Genomic DNA, 24,414 nt, shown 5'->3' with positions numbered 1-24,414 from the left:
GCGTTTTTTTAGTTGGTATCCAATTTATTGGATTTGTTACAGAAGAGGTACGCTTTTTATAAAAATAGCTGCTCAAAAGGAGTGTAATGCTTAATTTTGCAGCAAAATTCTTTACATGAGCCATTTTCATGCCTTAACCATAGCCGCGGTGGACCAATTGACTCCAAATGCCGTGGCCCTTACTTTTGATGTTCCAGAAAATCTTAAAGAAGCTTATAGTTTCAAAGCTGGGCAATATATTACCTTAAAACATACCCTGAACGGACAGGAACTACGCCGGGCCTATTCCATTTCTACACCGCCATCCTCGGGTAAATTAACGGTAGGCATTAAAAAGATGGAAGGCGGTACTTTTTCCGTGTATGCCAACGAGAATGTAAAGGCCGGTGATACCATAGAGGTAATGCTACCTGAAGGCCGTTTTGTTTTTGATGAAACCTCTCCAAAAAAAATTGCCGCATTTGCTGCCGGTAGTGGTATTACCCCGATCATGAGCATTGCCCAAACCGTTTTGGGGAACAACCCAGAAAATACCTTTGTATTGGTGTTTGGCAACCAATCGCCCGAAGAAACCATGTATTTTAAAACAATACAATCGCTAAAAGAACAATATGGCGACCGCTTTTTTGTGCAATATGTATACAGTAGGTCCAACGAGGAGGATGCCCTTTTTGGTAGGATAGAACGATCTACCGTAAACTTTGTGCTCAAAAACAAGTTCAAGGGAACTGAATTTGATGCTTTCTACCTCTGCGGGCCCGAAGATATGATCCATCAAGTATCCGATACCTTAAAAGAGAACGGTGTTTCCGAAGAAAAGATTCATTTTGAACTGTTTACCAGCGAAGATTACGAAGACGAACTTGCCGGAGCATTGGAAGGCAAGACCCAAGTAGAGGTAATCTTGGATGATGAGACCTTTACCTTTGTCATGGATAAAAAAGAATTGGTTCTCGATGCCGTTTTAAAACAGGATATAGACGCTCCGTATTCTTGCCAAGGCGGTGTTTGCAGTAGTTGTATTGCACGCTTGACCGAAGGAAAGGTGGAAATGGTAAAAAACCAGATTCTTACCGATAGTGAAATCGAAGAGGGTTTTGTTTTGACCTGTCAGTCGCATCCCATCACACCAAAAATAAAAGTGGATTACGACGATGTGTAATTCATGATGGTTCTACATCTTGGACAGCATTTTCTCCAAGGCCTTACTACCATACTCATACCCAATATTGAAGGCATTTTCGATACCCTTTTTATCCAATACCCCGATCGAATCCAATTCCTTTGGTTCAATAAAAAGGTCGCATTGGTGCAATTTTTCATCATTTGAGGCATGAATCATTAAACTAGTGACCCTAGCGGTAAGTTGGAAGGAGTTTCTCAATTCCTTCTTTTTCAATGGTACAGTTACGGACACATTACTTCCAATAATAAATTCGGATTTATCCTTCACATATTCAATTGGAAAATTGTTCATGATGCCCCCATCGGCATAAAGTACATCGTTTATTTCCACTGGACTAAACACTGGCGGCAAGGCGGCGGATGCCAACAAAGGTTTTATAAGCTCTCCTTTATCAAAAACTTTCTCCTTTCCGCTCAATAGATCGGTGGCCACCACATACAATGGTTTGTCCAAACTCTCAAAAGAATTGTTAGGAAAAAATTTCTTAAAAATATCAACGTATCGTTCCGTATCAATAAAACCAGGTTTAATAATGGTAAAAAAACTGTACTGGAACAAAGGGGTCTCCTTAAAAAACTTGAGCATATCCTCCACGGCGTGGCCGTTGGCGTAAAGAGCTCCCACCAATGCACCGATACTGGTCCCTGCAACTACCTTGGCCTCAATGTGGTGTTCGCGCATGGCTTTGATCAGACCTATATGCGCCATTCCGCGAACACCTCCTCCAGAAAGTACAAGGCCTATGGATTTATCTTCAAACATTCGGATAATTGAATTTAGAGCGTAAAGTTAGCATTTTGAGTGCTTGCCTTGACTGTCTAAATGTTGTCTTTCGATTAAAAGCCATCAAATCTTAACAGAAACCAAACCCTCCCCGCAAAAACTCCGTAAGTGATTATATAAACTAAAATTTAAATCACATGAAATCTTTAAGAACATTGACGCTGATATTATCCTGCGTTGGATTTATGACAATTACAACCGGGTTCTCTCAAACTAAAATGGTGGGAGGTGCCGCCATGTACCCGAGCAAGGACATTGTTTCCAATGCCGTAAACTCCAAGGACCATACTACTTTGGTAGCTGCGGTAAAAGCCGCCGGTCTGGTAGAGACATTGCAAGGCGAGGGACCTTTTACGGTATTTGCACCCACCAACAGTGCATTCGAAAAATTACCGGAAGGAACCGTAGCAAGCTTGCTCAAGGCAGAAAATAAGTCAAAATTACAAAGTGTACTTGCCTATCACGTAGTGGCTGGAAAGTACAATGCCAAAGACCTGAAAAAATGGATTAAGAAAGGTGACGGCATGGCCGAGCTTACCACAGTGAACGGAGATAAGTTGACCGTCATGATGAACAAAGGTATGATCATGATCAAGGACGGTGCTGGAAACGTGTCTACAGTAACCATAGCTGATGTGAACCAATCCAATGGGGTGATCCATGTTGTGGATACCGTAGTACTTCCTTCGGCCAAATAGTTTTGGTCGGTTTATATTTGAATGAGTACAAGAGGTGTCTAAAAAGCTCGTTGTCAGTTCGAGCGCAGTCGAAAACTTAAGTCAGGTTGATAATCAATGGGTTTCGACTGTGCTCGAACTGACAAATTCAAAATTTTGTTGTTTTTTAGACACCTTTTTTCATTTTAAAAGTCTCATAATCAGATGTAAGCTTGTTTTTTATGACAAAACCAACAATTTATCGATCAAAACATGTAATCCATCCCATATCGTTGCGACCAAAATGAATAGTGATATTTGTTGTATGTTTAGGTGAAACATTAAATAAAGAAACATGGCCAAATCATATTACGACCCAGCTGACTTGAGAAAATTTGGTAAGATTACCGAATGGAGCGAAGAACTGGGCAACAAGTTTTTTGATTACTACGGAAAGGTTTTTGAGGAGGGAGCTCTGAGTGCCAGAGAAAAATCCTTGATTGCCCTGGCCGTATCGCACGTGGTTAAATGCCCGTACTGTATTGATGCCTACACCAAGGATGGTTTGCAACGTGGAATCACCAAAGAAGAAATGATGGAGGCCGTACATGCAGGGGCTGCTATAGAAAGTGGCGCTACCTTGGTACATGGGGTTCAGATGATGAACAAGTACAACAAACTTTCCATGTAAACCTATTTAAATCAATGACGCAAAGCATACTGACAGACATAAAAAAAGCAGCGAAGAAATCCTTAAAAGCACAAAAGGACCAGCTTGCCAATTCAGAAAAGCAAATGGAAATCCTTAACGGGGAGCTTTTTGAAGATGGTGAGCTACCTTATTTCAAGGACAAAATTGGAGAGACAGGTCAGTTCCCGTTACGGCCTAAAAAATTAGAGGTGCTCCAGATCAATGTGGGTTATATGTGCAATCAGGTTTGTGGGCACTGCCATGTGGATGCCGGACCGGACCGGAAGGAAATCATGACTCGGGAGACCATGGAGCAATGTCTGGATGTAATCCGAAACACTGGGGCCCATACCTTGGACCTTACCGGCGGTGCACCTGAAATGAACCCCGATTTTCGTTGGTTTGTAGAGGAAGCCTCCAAAGCGGGCATCCAAGATTTTATCGTGCGTTCCAATCTCACCATTATTTTGGCCAATAAAAAGTACCACGACCTGCCTGAATTTTTTAAAAAGCACAATGTGCACGTTGTATCGTCCATGCCGCACTATACCCGAGGGAAAACCGACAAACAGCGTGGAGACGGTGTTTTTGATAAATCCATAAAAGCCCTACAAATGCTCAACGAAGTGGGCTATGGGATGCCAGATAGCGGTTTGCGTTTGGATTTGGTGTATAATCCTTCGGGAGCATTTTTGCCTGCCGATCAGGCTGCCATGGAACACGATTTTAAAAAAGCGTTGAAAGAAGATTTTGATATTGACTTCCACAACCTTTTTGCCATTACCAATTTGCCAATTTCGAGGTTCTTGGATTATCTCCTTGCTTCGGACAATTATGAAGATTATATGTATTCCTTGGTGGAAGCTTTCAACCCGGTTGCAGTAGAAAATGTAATGTGTACCAATACCATTTCCGTGAGTTGGGACGGTTGGCTCTACGATTGCGACTTTAACCAAATGCTGGACCTAAAGGTAGCAAGCCAAGTAAAACACATTAAGGATTATAATGATGATGTGCTGAACAATCGGGACATTGTTATCTCACAGCATTGCTATGGCTGTACTGCGGGAGCGGGGAGTAGTTGCCAGGGTAATGTGGCGTAATTTTTTTTGATTGATAGTATAACATTTAATAATCAAGGTTTCTAAAACTTGTTTTCCTTGAATCTATCATGTAGTAATATGTAAGCGGTATGTATTGCTCATATTGACACTTCTCCTCATCTGATGCGTTTCTTTTCCCAAAATATGCTTCATAATCCCTGAATTCAATATAGCTAATACTGTTTGAATCTTCCTTCGATAATAAACCGTCATTTATTTTGTCCAATTTCTGAAACCCTCCAAATTCATGAATTAAAAAGTCCAATAGAAAATACAACCCATCAATATCTTTGTCTTCTTTGCACATCGCGCAGCCTGTCCAACTCCATTGAGGCACAAAACCTAAATTGTCGGTCAAACTTCTCTTTTCAGCATTGCTTATATATTTAAATTCATTTTGCGATGAATGACTTAACAGTATCATTCCTGTTAAACCCTTGGCCTTTCTCCTTTTGGATGAAGGATGCATTGAAATTAGCGACATGTCGAGAAATAATTCCCAGCCATTGTCCAGTTCACTTACCCGATTATGCTTATGAAGTTTTTGCCTTGCTGGGAATAAATTGTTCAATATGTTCCGAACAGCTTCAATAGGGGCAAAATTTGAGTTTTCATAATATAGTGTGAAGCAAGGGCCTGCCATTTTTATTGTTTTAACTCTTATTCTACGTTATCCCCACGTTTGTGATCAAGCGTGTCAAATGCGAACAACTTATTGAGCTCTCCCTTTAAACTATTGTCCAACTTGAGATTGAAAAGCACCTTGATTAATCTGTTTATTTCTTTTTGTTCCTGAACACTCATTGTTTCAATATATTCTTGTACACCATCAGTAGTTTCCTCACTGGTATAATGGCCGTTCTGACACCCATCTACCTTTTCTAAGCAAGAATATGTGTTATCAAAAAGTAAATCATAAAGCTGAAATGCAGCAAATCTTTTGAATTCAAAGGTGTTTAGCTTACTAGCTTCCTTTAGGTAATAAATAATTGATCCCCAAAAAGACTCTGTTTCCATTTCATTTCTTGAAAAATCTAGTTCACCACCACTGATTTTATATTCGTCTATCCATCGAGTATCCTTATCACCGGACGAAAAAATGAAAAAATGACAATTCTCCACATATCTACTTACGCTCAATAGTGCAAAATAGAAGTTATACATGGGCATAAACGCAACATCTCCCATCATGTCCAAACATAAAAACCAATCATCATCTTCAAAGCAGTCAATTAAATAGTTCTGATTCTGTCTAATATTTCCTTGGTTGTATAATTGAATTTGATACTTCAGATGTTGCGGAAATAAATGGTATATCCTTTTCACATCCTCTATTGCATCCGTATTGATTTTTATAAAAACCCTGTTAAATGAAGGTTCCCTAAAAGGAGACACCTGATTAAACTCCAAGCGATATCGACCAAAAAAAGGGCTCGTTGTATCTTTTAACAATCCTATTTTCGGATCTATTTTTTTGAATGGATTCACTTATATTTCCAAATGGAGCTTGATATGCTCTTTAGCTTTCAATACTTAAAGATGGTAGATTTAGAGGCAATGAACAACATAGACTTGATCATTGGTACTCAATGATCCATGAATACCTCTTATGAATTGACGGATGGTTCTAAAACCCCCACCAACTTTTCCAAAACCTTTTGGGGCTGAATGGTTTTCATGATATTCTCGTAGCCTTCGGGTACTTTGTTGCCATATACCGAGGTTGGAATCAAAGGATAGGTTTCGCGGTCGGCCATAAGTGCGTTTTCCAAAGGCTGCCCAAACGGATAAAAACCGGCATAAGGGTGGGTAACACCCCAAAGGGTCACTACTGGAATGCCATAGTTGGCGGCCATGTGTGCATTACCGCTATCCATGGACAACATGACATCCAAATTGGAAATGAGTTGCAATTCTTCGGATAGGTTCAACTTGCCCGCCATGCACAAGGTATTTTTGTAGGTAGCTGCAAGCTGTTCCAGCACCTCCACTTCTTTGGTACCGCCTCCAAACAACAATATTTTATACTTATCGGTATTGTTAAGGGTTTTTATTATCTCTTCCATGTGTTTCAACGGATACATTTTGCCTTCGTGGGCGGCAAAAGGTGCTATCCCTACCCATTTTTTGGTGCCCTGCTGCACAAGTTCCAATACTTTCTCTGAGAGTTGAACACGTTCCAATGGTTTGGCATAGGATAAATCAATAGGAAAACCGAGTTCGGCAAAAACATCGGCATATCGTTGGTGGGTGCTCTTTAATTGCTGAAAAACTTTATTCTTGGAGCGGGTGAGTGCTTTTTTGTCCTTTCGACCCTTGTCAATCTGAGCAAATGGAATACTTTCCAAGGCAAAATACTTTTTGAGCACACGACTTCGCAACACGTTATGCAAGTCGGCAACGGCATTAAATTTTAAAGGTTTTAGTTCTTGGTACAATCGCCAAAGCCCAATAAGGCCTTTGTGCCGTTTTTTAACATCGGCTTCTTTTACCTGAACGTTCTCCAACCCATTAAAAATTGATATGAACGGTTTTTTGGTAAGTACGGTAAGTTGTATTTCCGGGTATTTCTCCGTAAGTACCCGGATTACGGGAACGGTCATCGCCACATCTCCCATCGCCGATAAACGAATCAATAAAACATGGGTGTTTTTACCCTTTTTGCCCACGAAGTACAGGATTTAGTTCATCGTCGTTGTACATTTTCATCTGTTTGTAGACTTTCATGTACTTGTTTCCAGCTTCGATGTCGGCCAATAATTGGTCAATGGCTGTGGAAAGATCTTTTTTCTGCTCCAAAAGCACGGCAAGTTTATCGCTACATTTTTGGATGTGTTCCGGTGAGGCATCCGCTCGGTTCACCTCTTCCTGCATATGATAGATTTTCAATGCCAAAATGGAAAGTCGGTCAATTGCCCATGCAGGACTCTCGGTGTTGATAGTGGCGCCATCCTTTACTTGTACCGACTGGTATTTATTTAAAAAATAGCTATCGATATATTCCACCAAATCCGTACGGTTTTGGTTGCTGGCATCGATTTTCCGTTTGAGGTCCAGCGCAGCCACCGGGTCAATCTCTGGGTCGCGGATAATATCTTCATAATGCCATTGTACCGTATCGATCCAGTTTTTTCTATAAAGCAAGTGCTCTACTTTATCCTTTGGATAAGGGTTGGAAAACTCTTGGTACACATCGTCCTTAATGTGATAGGCATCTATACTTTCCTGAAATATCTTGAAGGCAAAATCGCTGAACATAATTCAAATAAATTTGTTCAAAGATATTGCTTTATGGCATAATTAGTTAAGATGAATGGCAAAAAGCGAGCAAGCCACGACCATGGTGAGGATTAAAACCACCTCTTGAAGCCGACGCTTTTTTATACCCTCGAAATAGTTGGTAAAAAAAACGGCTGCGGGGAAAAAAGTAATCAATACGGGAGAAGCATCGGCCGGGGTAAAAAGAATAATGCCCGTTCCCAAAACAAAGATCATGAATACTATCCTGAGCAAAAGCAATTTGCCCCCACTTACATTTCGCAGTCGTACAAACACCAAAACGGAGACGATAATCGTTAAAATAAGGTAAACCAAGGTTTTTATGTTCAGCACCTGAAAGAATGATTTGGTGGTAAAAAGACCCAATGAGAACTGATAGTGCTCTTCAAAAAAATCCAAAGACCCTTTCAATTTTAAAACGGTGAACGTCAATATAAATATGGTGCCCATACCTATAAAGGGAACCAGCCAATTCTTGAAAGTTTTACGGTCATACGCACCAATTACAAAAAAGACAAGAAGCATAAATGCAAGGGACCAATCGTAAAATAAACTTGCAAGGGCAATCAATAGGGAGGCATCAAAAATCTTGTGCTTTACATTTCTTATGGATTTGATGGACAGTATCCTCCAAAATGCCAAAAGCAAAAAAAAGTTGGCGAAAATCACATTTTGAAGCACAAGTTCATCGGAAAATGTAACAATCAAAAGCACAAAAAAGACCATGGCATAGGAATTGGATTCCGTTGCCTTTTCGGTCCTTACAATCTGGTTGATAATAAAAATAGACAACAACAAGGCCGCGAACAACAAGATTTCCAAAGTAATAACCTCATTTATTCTTTGTTCCCCGTGCTGAAAAAAAACGTTGGTGAAGTAAAAAAGAAACAAAATGATGGCAAGAACAATGTAATTTATGGGTTTAGTTTTTCCGAAAAAGCTTGAAATCATCTTATCTTTTGCTACTTTTGTAAAGTAAATATAGCCAACATGAGCAAGTTTTTTTACGGTATAGAAGACTTATTTGTAAACTACCTTTTCGCACCATTGGATTTTTTCCGCTTTATGGACAGCTGGTGGGGTTCCAATACCATTAACTGGATTTTCTTTGTTATTGGTTTGATAGCCGCCGTTTATTGGATGGGCCAGTTGAAAATATTCAACGATAATGGTGAGGAAGACAAGAGCATCAGCTCCCACTCCTACCTATAAATCAAACCCTAAATCCTTTCGGTAATACATTCCATCAAAATGGAGCTTTTCCATATTTTGATAGGATTTCTGTAGTGCTTCCTTAAAGTCTTTTCCGAAGGAAGTAACCGCTATTACGCGTCCCCCATTGGTTACAACTTTTCCGTTGGACAGTTTTGTGCCTGCGTGGAACACAATGGAATCTTCAATGGTTTCGGTTCCCGATATTTCCTTGCCTTTCTCATAAGCCTCAGGATAACCGCCGGATACTGCCATAACGGTTGTTGCCGCCCTTTCGTCAATTTGAAGGTCTACTTGGTCCAAAGTTCCATTGGCCATGGCCATAAGCACCTCGACCAAATCCGTTTTCAGTCTTGGGATGACTACTTCGGTCTCCGGATCGCCCATTCTAACGTTATACTCAATTACCTTGGGTTCTTCACCAACTTTTATCAAACCAATAAAAATAAAACCGACATAGGGCAGATTATCGGTTTTAAGGCCGTCTACGGTAGGTTTTACAATTTGACGCTCTATCTTGTCCATGAAGATGGAATCAGCAAATGGAACCGGGGAAATGGCCCCCATGCCTCCTGTATTGAGACCTGTATCGCCCTCACCTATTCTTTTGTAGTCCTTGGCTGTTGGAAGAATTTTATAGTTGGTGCCATCAGTAAGTACAAAACAGCTCAGTTCAATGCCGTCCAAGAATTCCTCGATGACCACCGTGGCACTTGCGTTACCGAATTTGGAATCCACCAGCATGGACTTTAACTCGTCCTTGGCCTCTTGCAAATCCCGAAGAATCAATACGCCTTTCCCTGCCGCCAGACCATCGGCTTTGAGCACGTAGGGTGGTTTTAGGGTTTCCAAAAAGCTATACCCTTCTTCCAGGGTCTCGCTGGTAAAACTTTGGTAGGCTGCTGTTGGAATGTTGTGCCGCATCATAAACTCTTTGGCAAATTCCTTGCTTCCTTCGAGTTCTGCTGCTGCTTTCTCTGGTCCGATTACAGGAACGGATTTTAGTGCTTCATCATTCAAGAAAAAATCGTGCACACCATTAACCAAAGGGTCTTCTGGTCCCACTACCACCAAATTGATGCTTTCTTTCAACACCAATGCTTTAATGGCTTCAAAATCGTTGACACCTACCTCAACATTTGTGGCGATTTGGGAAGTTCCCGCATTGCCGGGCGCTACAAATAGTTTGGATGTTTTGGGGCTTTGTGAAATTTTAAGGGAAATGGCATGTTCGCGACCACCAGAACCCAGGACCAGGATGTTCATGATTTAAGTTTTGGCAAAAATAACTCAATTCAAATATAATTTGGGGCTTATTTGAAAATGATCTGAGACTCTCTGGTTGACACAAATTTCACGAATACCACTAAGCCATTATAGAGAGCAGTTGTCATTTACAGCGTATGCGGAAAATCTACAATAAGTCAGATTTCTCAATCGTCGCTTCGCTCCTCGTTTCGAAATGACAGAAAAATTACTTTTTGTTATGGTTTGAAAAGTCCCTGTGTTCCGTTTTTTTGAGTTCTTCTTTAGATAACCCTTTGAAAAATTCAAACGTTTTGCGCATGCCCTCTTCGCGTCCCACTTTAGGTTCCCATCCCAAAATTTCTTTTGCTTTGGTGATATCGGGTTGACGCTGCATTGGGTCATCCTTAGGTAATGGCTTATAAATAATTTTTTGGTCGGTGCCTGTTAGCTTAATGATTTCCTCTGCAAAATCTTTAATGGTAATTTCATTGGGGTTACCAATGTTCACTGGAAGCGTGTAGTCGCTCATCAATAAGCGATAGATTCCTTCGATTTCATCATCAACAAAACAGAAAGAACGGGTTTGGGAACCATCTCCAAAAACGGTCAAGTCCTCACCACGAAGTGCTTGTCCCATAAAAGCTGGGATTACACGACCATCGTTCAGTCGCATTCGAGGGCCGTAGGTGTTGAATATCCGTACAATTCTTGTGTCCAACCCATGGAAACGGTGATAGGCCATGGTGATGGATTCTTGAAAGCGTTTGGCCTCATCGTATACACCTCTTGGGCCTATGGTGTTTACGTTACCGTAGTACTCCTCGGTTTGTGGGTGTACCAAGGGATCACCATATATTTCCGATGTAGAGGCTATCATGAAACGAGCGTTCTTTTCCTTGGCAAGACCCAACAAGTTGTGGGTTCCCAACGCCCCTACTTTTAGCGTTTGAATGGGAATCTTTAAATAATCGATAGGGCTTGCTGGTGAAGCAAAATGAAGGATATAATCCAAATTTCCCGGCACGTGCACAAAGTTGGTTACATCGTGATTATAGAACTTAAAGCGTTCCAAAGGGAATAAGTGTTCTATGTTTTTAAGGTCTCCGGTAATAAGGTTGTCCATTGCAATAACCTCGTGCCCTTCTGCAATAAATCTGTCACATAGGTGGGAACCAAGAAAACCTGCTGCTCCGGTAATAAGAGTTCTTTTCATTTATTTTTTATGTCAATTGGAATCTTCAACTTTACAAACATAGCCTATCCGAACACGGAATAAAAACTTTTCTAGGCGAGTTGCAGGAATTTTTCGGTTCAATACGCTTTTTCCTCTCCTTTTATAACATTTATGACTGTCTGGACTATAATTTTAAAATCTAATAGCAAAGACCAGTTTTCAACATAAAAAACATCAAACCGCACCCTATTTACCATATCCAGGTCTTGTTCAATTTCACCCCTATATCCTTTTACTTGTGCCAAACCTGTTATCCCTGGTTTAACATGATGTCTAACCATAAACCTGCTTACTTTGTCCATATAGTCGTTCGTATGTTGTATCAATAGTGGCCTGGGCCCTACAACAGACATGTTGCCCATCAAAACATTATAAAATTGGGGTAATTCGTCAATACTTGTTTTACGGATGAACTTTCCGACCCTTGTGATCCTCATATCATTTTTGGTAGCTTGCTGCTGATCGCTTTGCTTATTCATTGCCATAGATCGAAACTTATAACAGGCAAACAGATTAAAATCACTTCCCTTTCTATATTGTCTAAAAAATATAGGCCCTTTTGATTCCAGCCTTATAATAATTGCCATTAATGGGGTAAACCATGACAGTAAAAAAACAATTACAAATAAAGAGAAAACAATATCAAACCCTCTTTTGGTTAAGTAATTGATTTTATTTGTTAATGGGTTTTCTTTCAATGATAGGATTGGAAGATATCCGAAATATTCAAAATTCAATTTTTTGGAGAAGATTCTCTTATTGTCTGGAACAAACTTTACGACCACAAAATTCTTATCCGAAAAATCGATGAGAGATGAAACCTGACTATCACTTAATTCCTTGATGGAACAAAATATCTCGTCAATGTTGTTTTCAACAACAAAAGAGAAACAGTCTTCAATTTTAAAATTTTTTTGTTTTGGCGAAAATTGGTTGACAAGTTTATACCCATATCCCTTCTCCTTGTCCAAGGCTTCGCTCAACTGTACTGTTTTAGCATTATTACCAATTATTATTGCTTTTACAAGCCCTGTTTTCGCCCTTCTCCAATAATTCCTTAAATAAAGATATTTAATAAATTTAATTGCACCTATGACCAAAAAGACCGCAATAAAAAAGAGACCCAGATTTATACGGCTTATGATGTATTGCTTAAAAAACCCAATAAAGGCATAAAGAGTAATGAAAAAAAACGGGAACTGTTTAACTAAGAGTCCTAAGATGTATATGGCTTTGTTATATCTGTGAATCTCATAAAAATCTATTTTATAGGCGATTATTACCCATGACAAAGAAATATAACTATGGAATAGGATGGGGTACTTGAATTGAATTGGCAGATAATATGCAAGAATATTTATTATTATCAAATCCAAGAGATAAGATGCTAAATACCCGAACACCGTTTTTCTGCTTATGTTTTTGGCCATGTTTTACATTCCTCTTTTTGAAAACAGGGAACAAAAGTAGTTTTTTTAATTCTTATCATTGCAATAATTAAATTCAAACCCTATTTGTCCTTCTCAACCCTTTAACATTTTTTATATTCCTATGAGCAAAATTAAAGTTTTACATATTTCTGAGCCTTTTGTTGCTGGTGTTTATAAATATATCAAAGACATTTGTCATTTTTTTGAAGGAAACGCCAAATTTGAACAACACGTTATATATAGTCCGAGTAGAGAAGGAACAAGTCTTGAAAAAATAGAAGGTGATTTTAAAAATACGGCCTTCCTTTATCCCATAGCAATGCAGCGGAGCATTTCTCCCTTGAAAGACTTTAGTGCTTTGGTACAAATTCATAAAACAATTAAATCAATAAGACCTGACGTAATACACTTACATTCCTCCAAAGCTGGAATAATAGGGAGAATTGCGGGGAGAATGTACAACAAAGCAGAAATATTCTATACCCCTAATGGGTATGCCTTTGTAAGGCAAGACATAAGTCCTTTAAAACAAAAGTCCTTTTTCTTTATTGAAAAGTATGCCAATGTTTTGTTAGGAGGTACAACCCTTGCCTGTGGCGATACAGAATACGACTTGGCGAAAAAGATTGGACCTTCCCAATTGATAAGAAATGGTATTGTTCCAGATTCTTTTGGAGATTTACCAAAAGTTTCGCAAAAGGTACAAACCATTGGTTCTGTAGGAAGGCTTAGTAACCAAAAAAATCCTCAATTGTTCAACAAGGTTGCAAAGTGCTTTCCGAGCATTCAGTTTGTTTGGGTTGGAGATGGGGAGCTCAGGCATGAATTAACCTCTAAAAACATCATAATTACTGGGTGGAAACCCAATCAAGAAGTAATACAAATGGTCAAAGACTTTGATGTTTTTATTCAAACCTCCCTTTGGGAGGGCTTGCCTTTTACAATTTTGGAGGCAATGGCTTTACGCAAGCCCATTATTGCCACTGATGTAATAGGAAACAAAGATGCTGTTGAGCATGGTTACAATGGTTTTTTGTGCTCTAGTTTAGATGATTTTAAAAATGCTGTTCTCCAACTGATACAAAACAAGAGTTTGAGAAACAAGATGGAAACAAACTCAAGAGAAAGGGTGGTTGAGCTTTTTGATCAAAACAAAAACTTTAAAGAGCTTGAAATGGTTTATTCTTCGGTCAAATAGTTCTTTTTTGTTTTTTTGAGTGCGACTATACATAAAACCCCAAATATATATACTCCTAACTGTCTATGTAAATAGCACTCAACCAATCCCAGTAATAAAAATGAAAGTATTAAGGCAAGATTGGTAAAATTGTGTCTGTTACATCTTAAAAGGTCAAAAAAAATACCTCCAAAAAGAAATAACCCTAGAAAACCAGTCAAAAGCAGTATATCAAAATATTGATTGTGGGGGTTAAATTTCTCCCTAAGAAAATAATCTCTCTTTCCTTCTCTTTCGATGCTTTCATCATAACACTCCAATAATTTTCCCTGGACTTCATTACTTGAGGCAAACCCGAATAAATAGTTGAAGTCCGTATCTGACAGCGAAGAAAAGGTGCACCCCCAAATAACCACCCTTGGTTCCCAAGCCTGTACCTTTTCAACAAAGTTTTTCTTTTTATCTGCATAAAAAATCCTGTTCTTTAAATTGGGGTTTGAAATTATTGCAACGAATAACAGTGCCAAAGCAGCAGCTCCAAAATATAAAAGCTGTTTGTATCTTTTCTTGAAGATGAAGTAGAAAACACCTATCACTATTAAACTAATCGTGGCCATTCTAGCTGCCACCATAAGGATAAAAAGTACATTGATCAAAAGAATAGCTAAATACAAACTTTTTTTGGCCTTCTTTTCCTCTTCTGTAGTTTCATTAAAACAAAAAACACTGGAAATCACTGCCAAAAAAGCCAAGTAGACCCTTTCTGTCACCAATACGCTATTTACTTGTGGGCCACTTGAGAATTTAAAATGTCCAGATTCTATTATATAACCGATAACAGCACCGAATGATAACAAAATTGCTGCTGTAGTCCCATAAACCAATCCTTTTTTTACCCATGACATCGAGTTGACAGGAGTCATAAGAAAAAATATCGCTGAAACCAAGAGCAGTTTGGTCAAAAAGCCCATTTCCGATTCAAACTGGCCAAAAACAAATGTCTTTACCAGTAACGATACCCAAAGAATAGCATATAAAACTATTGGCCGCCAATACCAATTTTTAAAGCTTTCCCTTTTGATGGTAAAAGGAAACAGGACCAACAATGGTATCAAGATAATATTCGGAACAGCACGAGCCACTCCTTCAAAAGGCAGGGAAAAACAAAAAGCACTTATGAGTAAACCGTACCAAAAGTCAATTTTTTTATGTTCGGGTTTCAGCAAACTATTCATTGTTGACTGTTTTATCCTGTTTCTTGAAAACCGCTTTTTTTAAGCCCGTTGTAGCCCAACGAGGCAATAACAACAACAACATATTTCTAAGCAGGCCGTACGTAGGATAAAAGCCTAAATAATAATTGTCCCAAATGATATGAAGCCTGTTCTTTACTTGTAATCTTCTTTTCTTTGTAGAGATAGAATTTGCCGAAATCACATAATCAACCAACACTTCGGGCATGTTCTCTACTCTGTAATGTTTCATTATATTGAAGAAAAAAGCATAGTCTTGAGAAGCAAACCTGTATTTAAAAGGATAATTTCCTGCCTTTTTCAAAACGCTTGACCTAAAGACTACAGATGGATGTACAAAAGTATTGTTCAAGTACATTTTTTTTGAAATCTCCTCATGCGAAGTTGGGTGCTTCAAAACATACAGCAAATCCCCCTGTTCATTAACAATGTTAGCCCAACTCCCTACCATGGCCACTTCTCTATTTTTTTTTAAATAGTCAATTTGTTTGGAAAGCCTGTCCTCATGACAATAGTCCCCACAATCCAATCTGGCAATATATTCATATCCCTTAGAGACTAAAAAGGAAAGGCCTTCATTAAGTGCTACCCCAATTCCTTGGTTTTCTTCAAGATAATGGAAATGGGTTTGACCACAAGTATAGTTCTTAAGTATACGATCCTCTTCAAATTTAACTTTACTGCCATCATCAACAATCAGTAAATCTACCTCAATTGATTCTTTAATGGAATCTATGGACGCATACAACTCTTTAGGGGAATTGTAGTGCGGAATAAGTAATGCTATACTATGATTTGACTTCATTTCTATATGTATTGACAACTATCAGTAACGCTAGGCCTATCCAAAAACCGTAAACCCTGAACGTATCCATTTTGAACCAATTCAAAAAAAAGCCTATCATTGAAACAAATAGAACCAATCCGAATATTTCAATAGTATCGTCATCTGACTTAATAAGCTTTAGGCATCTTGTTACAATCATAAAAGAAAACAAAGCAAAAATCAACAAGCCTATCAATCCTGTTTCCGCAAGTAATCGTAAATAAAGGTTGTAGCCAGGCGGAAAGCTTGGATCGTTTTCATTCAAATATTTGTCTCTAAATTCCCAATTGTTTTTTACGGCCCAATCAGGATACTTGTCTTTGGCCAAGAATGCTTGTTGACCATATCCCGCTCCCACAATCGGATTCTCCAGAAAAACCAGCCAAGATGCGGTATATATACCTAGTCGCGATTTGTTGGAGTTGGACAATTGATCGTCCTTTATACTAAAAGAAGTAGCTTTATCAATAATATAAGCGGATATGGTTCTACCAAAAAGCGCACCTGCAAAAAGACCTGCTATGAGTGAGTAAATCAAAACCCTTTTAAAATATTTTCTGTAATCTTTTTTTCGCAGCAGCACCCATACAAATGCTGCAAGCTGAACCCCTATAAAAAAAAGGGAGGACCTGGAACCAGAAAAAAGACAAAGGAAAACCACTATTAGCCCTGGAATATACTTTTTCACTCCTTTTCCTGTCACAATATAGCTAAACATCCAACCAGAGACGCTAAAAAGATAAGTTGCCAAGGCTGGTGGCTCAAAAGTAACTGAAGAAAGCCTTCGATTCCTGTAATCAAGTTTTACCTCTGTAAAAGGAAAAAAATCAAAGACCTTAATAAGCTTTTCCAAAGAAGTTAAATGTAGTCTTAGAATTAAAAACTCTAGAAATGCATACGCCGACACCAATACGAACGAAAAAAAAATAACTTTTCGCAACGTAAAAAAAAGTTTCTGTGGTTCCATGCCCCGAAACACCAAATAGTATCCCAAAAAAAGATAAACTGATGAAATTAACAACGAAAAGATTTGCCTTGTGAACCGAGTATAACCGTTCATGCCTTTGAAATAGTATTCATGAGCATCAAAAAGGTTCAAGGTCATGGAAAACACAATCCAAATAAAAAACAGTAAAAATGCCTGATATATTATATCGTTGGCCGGAAAAATAAATTTTCCCTTGAGCAAAATAGCCAAAATTGGTATGGGCAAAAAAAACAGAATGGAACCATCTCTTGTAAATTCGCCAATATATTTGTACCCCTCAAAAGAATTGAAAGGAAGAAAAAAAAGTCCTAAAAAGAACAAGAACCTTACAATTCTCATATATTGATATTGTCTTTAGTTAAAGAATCTTGGGTTCCAAGTACTAGTATCCACCCCGATTTCTGTCAATTTTCTAACATCTTCTTTTAAGGATTCTACAAGGTATTCCTCTGATTCAATTGGCATTTTGGGTGTTTGAGTCTTGTATTTTTTAATCAACCAATGCTTCAGATGCTTCATTCTGGGGGTTATGGGCACAAGCTTCTTTATAAGCTCCCTTAACCCACTTTGGTTAAAGATTAAATTTGTGATTATATTTTTTTTGTAGACTCCACCCGGATTGTATCTTTTTTCAATGTTTCCTGGTTCAAAATTTGGGTCGACACCCAAAAAGGCAAACACCTTTTGTACTGTGTTCAGCACATTATTGTTCAGTTCTTCTTGGGTTAGCACCAAAACCTCATCAAAATGGTTTTGATACGATTTCACCTTGTCAAAGTATGTTGAGTTGAATTGATAATACCAAAAATCTGAAAAATTCTGTTCCTTTCTTTTGTTTTCTTGTTGGAGCGCATCAAAAAAGCCTAAACTCTCCCTGTTTTCCCTTACCAAGTGCAAATAGTTTGAATAGGCTCTCTTTATGGGATCTCGAAGCAAGATTATTATTTTAGGATTGCCCAATGTATTTTTTATCCTAGGAATGGCTTTTTCAGGATAGTTAACATAGGATGGTGATGCATCACCAATGGCCTTTTCATTTTGGACACCTTCATAGTGGGACAAATAATTATTGATGTCTTTTATTTGTGTTCCCTTTACATATTTGTCGCCCTTTCCTTCTTTAAGTGCCCCAAGAATATCACTGGTAAAAAAATGAAGTTCCTTCTGGTTGGGCATATATATTTCTGGGTGGCTATTTAGATAATAATGTAAGGCTGTTGAACCACATTTGGGAAACCCTACAATTAAAAAATTTGGTTTAATGTTGTTTTTCATGATTTAATTGTCCTTATAAACTTAGCGGGAGAACCTGCCACAATGGTATATGGAGGAACATCCTCTAAAACTATTGAACCGGCTCCAATTTGAGAGCCATCACCTATTTTAATGTCTCCAATGATAATACTGTTTGGGAATATAACAACATTATTTCCAATTTTGGGATACTTTCCATTTTTAAAATCCTTTATATCTTTCGTTCCAATAGTAACGTTTTGATAAATCTTACAATCCATGCCCAATTCAACCTTCATTCCAATCACAACACCAACTGGATGAGGAAAAATCGTTCGTGACTTATAAAGTTTCCAAATACCAATATTAAGATGGTTGCAAAGGTATACTTTAACTGTTCTATAGCACATAATACTCAGCACCATTCCATAACAAAAACTCCATATTGCACGTAAAATACTAATTCGCTTCATCACACAATTTCAAATTTTTTACACATAAAGTACCTATAAGCAGTATCGAAAACAAACGAAACAACAAATATTCCCCCTACAAAAAGCAAGGATAGACTGCCCAACAGCATGTATGATCCCATCAATAAAGCTAGAAACAACAAACTGGACAACCCCATACTATACAAAACATGTTTGTCGTAACCATGTACTATCAATCCATTTCTACCAAGCAGTGCTCCCAGAATTTGGAAAGGAACAAACAAAACAATTATTCTTAAAACATCTGTTGCGTTGGACATTTCCTCTCCTCCTACAATTTCAACGATTGTAGTTGAGAACAATTGGATGACCAAAACAAAGATTAAGGACAGAACTCCACACAACAGCATCACTTTTCTTAAGAAGCGCTTGTTTTTTTCACGACTCATTTTTGGAAAAATTGCAACGCCTATCAACTCGAGAAACGTACTGCCCAATCTTGAAATTTTCAAAGCTAAATCGAAGTACGCTACATCTTTGAGTGAGAACAATAGTTTAACAGCCACAATACTAAAGTTGGCTTTTAGGGTGTTTGAGGCATACGCCAATGCCATTACAAAGGATTTTAACACATAGTGTTTCAATATATAAAAAGGTTGCCATGAATACCTAATTCCGTCTTTATACAGGATGCTCTGTGAAATTATTCCTGATATCAAAACCCCAATCCCATTTATGATGGGCACCATCAAATAATCGTCCTTGTTGTTAACTAAAACGAACACAAACAATACCAAAGTAACCCGGCTTATCAGAGTCAAAAGTGTAATGTATTTCATTTTTTCTATCCCCTGAAAATAGTATACGGGAAAAATGAATTCGTTGAAACACATCCAAAGTGTCAAAATCAACAAAAGAGAATATTGTTTAAATTCTTGGAGAAAAAATGTTAATCCCAATAGGGTTAAGCAGGAAAACAAAAACAAACCTCCTTTAATGATGAAAATACTGCTGAGTATTTTGTTCAGTTTGTTTTTTCTGTCCCTGTTAATACTTACCTCTTTAGTTCCAATAATGTTGAACCCAAAATTGACGAGCACTACAAAATAACCCACTATGGCCTGTGCATATATAACCAGACCATAAACATCCTTTCCTAGAACTCGAATAAGGTATGGGAACACCAATAGGGGCAGAGCCATATTCAAAATTTGGAGAAGCGACAAATAAGAAAAGTTCTCTATTATTTTCTTGTTATTGGCCAAAAAGGAAAAACTCTTCTTCACAGAATAGGGTGTGTAGGGTTATACAAAAGGACTCGTTTAGAATCCTCTCTCCAATCATAATGGAACCAAACATTCAAAAAATAAGGAGATGATCTAATAACAAATCCATTATAGTTGCTTGTATAGGGACCTTGCAAATATCGGTTTTTCAATTATATCTACAGATTGCCTTAGGTTGTAAACTTGTTTTGTTTTAAAGAACTATTAGCCATTTCCATGTATCCTGAATGTAATGCTTTCCTGAATTGGTTTTAATAAGATGGTATATTTTATATTGCCCTCTTTCCAATATTTCCTTTGGGATTTCAAATGTATACCCACTCTTGGTATATTGTTCGCCAAACTTGTCAATAAGTGCGTAAGCTTTTCTTTCTCTCATTTCATCTCCTGAAATGTAAATAAAATCATTTCCTTTACGCAGGGCTATTGCTTTTTCGGAACGAAGGTTGTTTATTCCTTCTCTATGCATCCACCCTTCTATTTTGATTTTATCCTCTTGGGGACCTATTGTAATCCTGTTTTTTGATTTCATTTTACTGACAAGGACGTTATTGACCTTATTGATCCCACCTAAAAAGAATGAATCTTTTTCTATTTTCTTAAAATTGTACAACAAATCTTCCCCACTTGAAAGATATTCATCATTTACATTAAGTTTATAGTTCTTTATTAAATAATCAGAAACAAGATTACTGGTTTTTATACACCCCTTATAATTTACATGCTGATTTGCCGATATGTTTCTTTCATTGGACATGTAAGTCCTGGGTAACCCTCCAATGCTCCTGTTTAAATCAAAAAAATCTACATTTTTATAAGGCTTGAAAAACTCTGTTAATTCATCCGAAACACCATCCAAGGCTTTTTTGCTTTTTTGATAGTATGTCTCAAAAATAGGTATGTTCAAAAAGAGTAGTTTTATTCCTTTCTTTTCTGATAATTCAAGAATTTTATTTAGATAGTCCTTTTCTTGGGCCGATAAAAAAATCCCCGAGGAATCAAACTGTGTATGTGCATATTGCTCAGCTTTTGAAGGAGTTAATACCCCGCCCGTTTTAACCCATTCTTGCAACACTTCCTCTGCAGGAGCCCTAAAACCATCATTCAAGAAAAATGAAAATCCTTTTAAATCAGTCCACCTATCATGATATCTAAAAGTGTTGAACAAATGGAAAGCTATGTCCTTCTTATCAACGGAAAGTTGTGTTTCTTCGAACTTTATTGGTCCAATTCTTTTGTTTTCAAAAGCATATTTGTTGTATCCCACTAATTTTCCATTGTCATCAATAGGGTTGTTGTGGTTATTTCCTGGAGAATACAAACACCAAGTTTCTATTACGATCAATTCTGGTAATTGATATTCCAAGACCTCCAAAAAGTTATAATAAATTTGTGCAATATTTAGGCCCGCTCCCACCAGTTTTATGGATTCAGAACCTGTTTTAGCATCCACTATAAAATTGTCTAGCCCTTTGTTAAGATGGGAATTACCAATAAATACGAGATTCTTGGGTTTTTCAGCTTCATAGAGTGAATTGTATGAACTATAGATCCATTGATCCCTATCCAAAAAAAGAGGGTCTAAAATATAGGTAACGACCCCAAAAAGGATTAAAAAAATTACACCTTTGAAAATGAGTTTTACCATTTGTTTAGAATTGAAAATATATAAATTCTGAAATGTTACGGTCCCCGTATACCCCAAAAATCACTATTGAAAAAACTATAAGCAAATAAACGCCCCACCGAAACAAAGACCCTTGTTTGTTTAAAAGTGAAATTATATTGTGCTTTTTATGCAATACTTCGAAAACACAAAGACTCAATATGGAAAAAATTAACACCTTAAACTCATAAGCCCTTAAACCGATGCGATAAGTTTCATTTTTAAAAATACTGGCCAAATCAAAGTCGTTGATCATCCCTGTGCTGATCATAAGGGAGTCCGATAGACTATTGGCCCTAAAAAAAACCCATGCGAAGCAAACTACCACAAAAGTGGCCAAACCAAAAGCTAAACTATTCGAATAATTTGATGATGCTAATCCAACTTTATTATAAATAGGTTGCTTTAGGTTATAGAAAGCTTTTTCCAATACCAGTATAATGCCATGTATGGCTCCCCAAATTACAAATGTCATTGCTGCACCATGCCAAAGTCCACTAACCAAGAAAACAATGAAAAGGTTGGCATATGTACGGTACTTCCCTTTTTTGCTTCCGCCCAAGGGTATATAGACATAGTCTCTAAACCATGTGGATAATGAAATATGCCACCTACGCCAAAACTCCGTCAAAGATTTTGAAAAATAAGGGGAATCAAAGTTTTTCATCAGGTCAAACCCCATTGTTCTAGCTGCACCAATAGCTATATCTGAATAACCGGAAAAATCGCAATATATCTGAAACGCAAATAATAAGGTAGCATATGTATATGCCGTGCCGTCGTAATAATCTGGATTGTTATATACTTCATTCACATATAGTGCGGCCCTGTCAGCTATTACCATCTTCTTGAACAACCCGAATGCCATTAATAAAATACCTGACTTTACTAGATTGTAATCAAACTTATAGGTTTTTGAAAATTGTGGCAGTAAGTGATATGCTCTTTCAATAGGCCCGGCAACCAATTGAGGGTAGAATGAAACGAATGCAAAAAAGGCAGGCCAATCATTGGTCGGCTCAATTTGCTTTCTATAAATGTCAATCGTATAACTCAGTGTTTGAAAAGTGTAGAAACTAATTCCAACAGGAAGGATAATATTCAATGCTGGAGAAGTCAATTCATTTCCGAAAAGCCGAAAAGCATCAACAAAGCTTTCAATGAAAAAATTAAAATATTTGAAATAGGCCAAAAAACCAAGGTTGACCAATAGGCTAATCCAAAGCAAATGCTTTTTCTTTTTTGGGATTCGGTCTTGTAAATGGCCTTTCCAACTAAAAAATCGACCAGAGAACTAAAAGCTATCAAAAATAAAAAGCGCCAATCCCACCATCCATAGAACACGTAGCTTGCAATAATCAAAAAAACGTTCCGTGAATTTTTTTTTGTCGCCAATACCCAATAAAGAACAAAAGCTATTGGGAAAAAAATAGCAAAGTCAATAGAATTGAATAACATAAAGAAGTATAGGTTAAACAACCATCCCAGCTGCCACAGTCTCATTGGTCGCATCATCAATTAAAATAATGCTGCCGGTAGTCCTATTTTCTCGATAAGAATCCACCATCAATGGTTTCGTGGTCCTTATTTTTACTTTACAAATATCGTTCATAGACATATCTGTATCATCAGAACTACGGCTCAATGTGTTAATGTCTATTTTATACAATACCTCTTTAATCATCGCTTTCTGCTCATTAGAGGTATGTTTGATGGTATATTTAGCCCTAGGTTTAGCGGGATTATTGTTCAACCAGCAAAGCATTACCTCCAAATCTTGTTGAGCTTCTGGCTTGTTGTTGGAACGAACAATCATATCCCCTCTGCTGATATCAATATCATCCTCAAGGGTAATGGATACAGACATCGGAGCAAAAGCTTCATCCACCTCACCAGAAAAGGTGTCTATGGATTTAATTTTTGATGTAAAGCCCGAGGGCATTACCGTAATTTCATCCCCTTTTCTCAACACGCCACTTGCCATTCGTCCAGCATAGCCGCGATAATCCCTAAATTCTTCGCTTTGGGGTCTTAAAACTGTCTGCACAGGGAATCTGGCATCAACCTTATTGATGTCGCTACTTATATGCATGGTTTCTAAAGTGTGCAATAAGGGTGCTCCCTGGTACCAATCCATATTTTTGGATCGGTTCACCACATTGTCTCCCAACAATGCACTGATCGGTATAAACCGAACATCTTTTACAAGCAGTTTGGATGAAAACTCCTCGAACTGGGCAATAACGGTGTTATACGCCTCTTCGGAGTAATCCACCAAATCCATTTTGTTGATACAAACAATTACGTGAGGTATTTGCAACAAGGAAGCAATAAATGCATGCCTTTTTGTCTGTTCGATAACACCGTGCCTTGCATCTACCAAAATAATGGCTGCATTTGCCGTTGATGCACCCGTGACCATGTTTCTAGTATATTGAATGTGTCCCGGAGTATCGGCAATAATGAACTTTCTTTTTGGTGTTGTAAAGTAGCGGTAGGCTACATCGATGGTAATACCTTGTTCTCTTTCGTCACGAAGTCCATCTGTGAAAAGGGCCAAATCAACACCGTCGTGTCCTTTCTTTTTACTTGTGCTTTCAATGGCCTCGAGTTGATCCTCAAAAATTGACTTGGAATCAAACAGCAGTCTTCCAATGAGCGTACTTTTTCCATCATCTACGCTTCCCGCTGTGGTAAATCTTAATAATTGATTGTTGTCCAACATATCT

At 37.9% G+C, this 24,414-nt stretch carries 24 protein-coding genes; 6 read left to right on the top strand and 18 right to left on the bottom strand.

Annotated elements, in window-relative coordinates:
• The first annotated feature begins 115 nt into the window (after nucleotides 1–115).
• Nucleotides 116–1,162: a ferredoxin--NADP reductase gene (locus MURRU_RS06805; RefSeq protein WP_014032707.1), complete on the top strand. Its 1,047-nt coding sequence runs from the start codon at nucleotides 116–118 to the stop codon at nucleotides 1,160–1,162.
• 12 nt (nucleotides 1,163–1,174) lie between these two features.
• Here MURRU_RS06805 and MURRU_RS06800 read toward each other — a convergent pair whose 3' ends face one another.
• A complete protein-coding gene (locus MURRU_RS06800; protein WP_014032706.1) occupies nucleotides 1,175–1,948 on the bottom strand; it encodes a patatin-like phospholipase family protein in 774 nt (257 codons plus the stop codon).
• A 158-nt stretch (nucleotides 1,949–2,106) separates the two neighbouring features.
• Between MURRU_RS06800 and MURRU_RS06795 the strand changes: the two genes are divergently transcribed.
• The 3 genes from MURRU_RS06795 to arsS all read left to right on the top strand — a co-directional run bounded on the left by MURRU_RS06795 (nucleotide 2,107) and on the right by arsS (nucleotide 4,419).
• Nucleotides 2,107–2,667: a fasciclin domain-containing protein gene (locus MURRU_RS06795; protein ID WP_014032705.1), complete on the top strand. Its 561-nt coding sequence runs from the start codon at nucleotides 2,107–2,109 to the stop codon at nucleotides 2,665–2,667.
• Nucleotides 2,668–2,980: 313 nt separating this feature from the next.
• On the top strand, nucleotides 2,981–3,316 hold the full coding sequence (locus MURRU_RS06790; RefSeq protein WP_014032704.1) for an arsenosugar biosynthesis-associated peroxidase-like protein: 336 nt from the start codon (nucleotides 2,981–2,983) through the stop codon (nucleotides 3,314–3,316).
• Nucleotides 3,317–3,330: 14 nt separating this feature from the next.
• On the top strand, nucleotides 3,331–4,419 hold the full coding sequence (gene arsS / locus MURRU_RS06785) for an arsenosugar biosynthesis radical SAM (seleno)protein ArsS (RefSeq protein WP_014032703.1): 1,089 nt from the start codon (nucleotides 3,331–3,333) through the stop codon (nucleotides 4,417–4,419).
• Nucleotides 4,420–4,444: 25 nt separating this feature from the next.
• Here the strand turns inward: arsS and MURRU_RS06780 are convergent, their stop codons facing one another.
• The 5 genes from MURRU_RS06780 to MURRU_RS06760 all read right to left on the bottom strand — a co-directional run bounded on the left by MURRU_RS06780 (nucleotide 4,445) and on the right by MURRU_RS06760 (nucleotide 8,649).
• Nucleotides 4,445–4,903 (bottom strand): hypothetical protein, encoded by a 459-nt coding sequence (locus MURRU_RS06780; protein WP_148261487.1) that lies wholly within the window; start codon nucleotides 4,901–4,903, stop codon nucleotides 4,445–4,447.
• A gap of 176 nt (nucleotides 4,904–5,079) precedes the next feature.
• Nucleotides 5,080–5,907 carry a hypothetical protein gene (locus MURRU_RS06775; RefSeq protein ID WP_014032701.1) on the bottom strand — a complete coding sequence of 276 codons (828 nt, stop codon included), beginning with the start codon at nucleotides 5,905–5,907 and terminating at the stop codon, nucleotides 5,080–5,082.
• A 119-nt stretch (nucleotides 5,908–6,026) separates the two neighbouring features.
• Nucleotides 6,027–7,088 carry a glycosyltransferase family 9 protein gene (locus tag MURRU_RS06770; protein WP_014032700.1) on the bottom strand — a complete coding sequence of 354 codons (1,062 nt, stop codon included), beginning with the start codon at nucleotides 7,086–7,088 and terminating at the stop codon, nucleotides 6,027–6,029.
• Nucleotides 7,072–7,677, bottom strand: a complete 606-nt coding sequence (locus tag MURRU_RS06765) for a DUF4254 domain-containing protein (RefSeq protein ID WP_014032699.1) — start codon at nucleotides 7,675–7,677, stop codon at nucleotides 7,072–7,074. Before MURRU_RS06765 ends, MURRU_RS06770 begins: the two co-directional genes overlap by 17 nt.
• Nucleotides 7,678–7,719: 42 nt before the next feature.
• The gene (locus MURRU_RS06760) at nucleotides 7,720–8,649 is read right to left on the bottom strand and encodes a DUF6427 family protein (RefSeq protein WP_014032698.1); all 930 of its coding nucleotides are present in this window, start codon (nucleotides 8,647–8,649) and stop codon (nucleotides 7,720–7,722) included.
• A gap of 39 nt (nucleotides 8,650–8,688) precedes the next feature.
• Here MURRU_RS06760 and MURRU_RS06755 point away from each other — a divergent pair, with 39 nt between their 5' ends.
• Nucleotides 8,689–8,910, top strand: a complete 222-nt coding sequence (locus MURRU_RS06755) for a DUF6341 family protein (protein WP_014032697.1) — start codon at nucleotides 8,689–8,691, stop codon at nucleotides 8,908–8,910.
• Here MURRU_RS06755 and purD read toward each other — a convergent pair.
• From purD to MURRU_RS06740, 3 genes are all read right to left on the bottom strand, one after another.
• Nucleotides 8,905–10,176, bottom strand: coding sequence for a phosphoribosylamine--glycine ligase (gene purD, locus MURRU_RS06750; RefSeq protein ID WP_014032696.1), 1,272 nt, complete (start codon nucleotides 10,174–10,176; stop codon nucleotides 8,905–8,907). The two genes, MURRU_RS06755 and purD, sit on opposite strands and share 6 nt — an antisense overlap.
• Before the next feature lie 208 nt (nucleotides 10,177–10,384).
• Nucleotides 10,385–11,371, bottom strand: a complete 987-nt coding sequence (locus MURRU_RS06745) for a UDP-glucuronic acid decarboxylase family protein (protein ID WP_014032695.1) — start codon at nucleotides 11,369–11,371, stop codon at nucleotides 10,385–10,387.
• 98 nt (nucleotides 11,372–11,469) lie between these two features.
• A complete protein-coding gene (locus tag MURRU_RS06740) occupies nucleotides 11,470–12,822 on the bottom strand; it encodes an exopolysaccharide biosynthesis polyprenyl glycosylphosphotransferase (RefSeq protein WP_014032694.1) in 1,353 nt (450 codons plus the stop codon).
• A gap of 121 nt (nucleotides 12,823–12,943) precedes the next feature.
• Between MURRU_RS06740 and MURRU_RS06735 the strand changes: the two genes are divergently transcribed.
• Nucleotides 12,944–14,020 (top strand): glycosyltransferase, encoded by a 1,077-nt coding sequence (locus tag MURRU_RS06735; RefSeq protein ID WP_014032693.1) that lies wholly within the window; start codon nucleotides 12,944–12,946, stop codon nucleotides 14,018–14,020.
• On the opposite strand, the gene MURRU_RS06730 is transcribed toward MURRU_RS06735, so the two are convergent.
• The 9 genes from MURRU_RS06730 to cysN all read right to left on the bottom strand — a co-directional run bounded on the left by MURRU_RS06730 (nucleotide 14,002) and on the right by cysN (nucleotide 24,410).
• A complete protein-coding gene (locus MURRU_RS06730) occupies nucleotides 14,002–15,234 on the bottom strand; it encodes an O-antigen ligase family protein (RefSeq protein WP_014032692.1) in 1,233 nt (410 codons plus the stop codon). The two genes, MURRU_RS06735 and MURRU_RS06730, sit on opposite strands and share 19 nt — an antisense overlap.
• Entirely contained in the window at nucleotides 15,227–16,057 is an 831-nt protein-coding gene (locus MURRU_RS06725) for a glycosyltransferase (protein WP_014032691.1), read from the bottom strand. The genes MURRU_RS06730 and MURRU_RS06725 overlap by 8 nt, the downstream gene beginning before the upstream one ends.
• Nucleotides 16,041–17,405 (bottom strand): O-antigen ligase family protein, encoded by a 1,365-nt coding sequence (locus MURRU_RS06720; RefSeq protein ID WP_014032690.1) that lies wholly within the window; start codon nucleotides 17,403–17,405, stop codon nucleotides 16,041–16,043. Before MURRU_RS06720 ends, MURRU_RS06725 begins: the two co-directional genes overlap by 17 nt.
• 15 nt (nucleotides 17,406–17,420) lie before the next feature.
• Nucleotides 17,421–18,341, bottom strand: a complete 921-nt coding sequence (locus MURRU_RS06715) for a sulfotransferase family protein (protein ID WP_014032689.1) — start codon at nucleotides 18,339–18,341, stop codon at nucleotides 17,421–17,423.
• Nucleotides 18,338–18,772: a transferase gene (locus tag MURRU_RS06710; RefSeq protein ID WP_014032688.1), complete on the bottom strand. Its 435-nt coding sequence runs from the start codon at nucleotides 18,770–18,772 to the stop codon at nucleotides 18,338–18,340. The genes MURRU_RS06715 and MURRU_RS06710 overlap by 4 nt, the downstream gene beginning before the upstream one ends.
• Nucleotides 18,772–20,019: an oligosaccharide flippase family protein gene (locus MURRU_RS06705; protein WP_014032687.1), complete on the bottom strand. Its 1,248-nt coding sequence runs from the start codon at nucleotides 20,017–20,019 to the stop codon at nucleotides 18,772–18,774. The genes MURRU_RS06710 and MURRU_RS06705 overlap by 1 nt, the downstream gene beginning before the upstream one ends.
• Nucleotides 20,020–20,212: 193 nt before the next feature.
• Nucleotides 20,213–21,667 carry a hypothetical protein gene (locus MURRU_RS06700; RefSeq protein WP_014032686.1) on the bottom strand — a complete coding sequence of 485 codons (1,455 nt, stop codon included), beginning with the start codon at nucleotides 21,665–21,667 and terminating at the stop codon, nucleotides 20,213–20,215.
• 4 nt (nucleotides 21,668–21,671) lie between these two features.
• Nucleotides 21,672–22,913 carry an MBOAT family O-acyltransferase gene (locus MURRU_RS06695; RefSeq protein ID WP_313777683.1) on the bottom strand — a complete coding sequence of 414 codons (1,242 nt, stop codon included), beginning with the start codon at nucleotides 22,911–22,913 and terminating at the stop codon, nucleotides 21,672–21,674.
• Between the two features lie 243 nt (nucleotides 22,914–23,156).
• On the bottom strand, nucleotides 23,157–24,410 hold the full coding sequence (cysN, locus tag MURRU_RS06690; RefSeq protein WP_014032685.1) for a sulfate adenylyltransferase subunit CysN: 1,254 nt from the start codon (nucleotides 24,408–24,410) through the stop codon (nucleotides 23,157–23,159).
• Between the last annotated feature and the right edge of the window lie 4 nt (nucleotides 24,411–24,414).

Origin of the sequence: Allomuricauda ruestringensis DSM 13258 (assembly GCF_000224085.1) — a bacterium.
Lineage (GTDB): Bacteria > Bacteroidota > Bacteroidia > Flavobacteriales > Flavobacteriaceae > Flagellimonas > Flagellimonas ruestringensis.
Note: the sequence above shows the minus strand (reverse complement) of the source record. Positions and strands in the feature narration are given on the sequence as shown.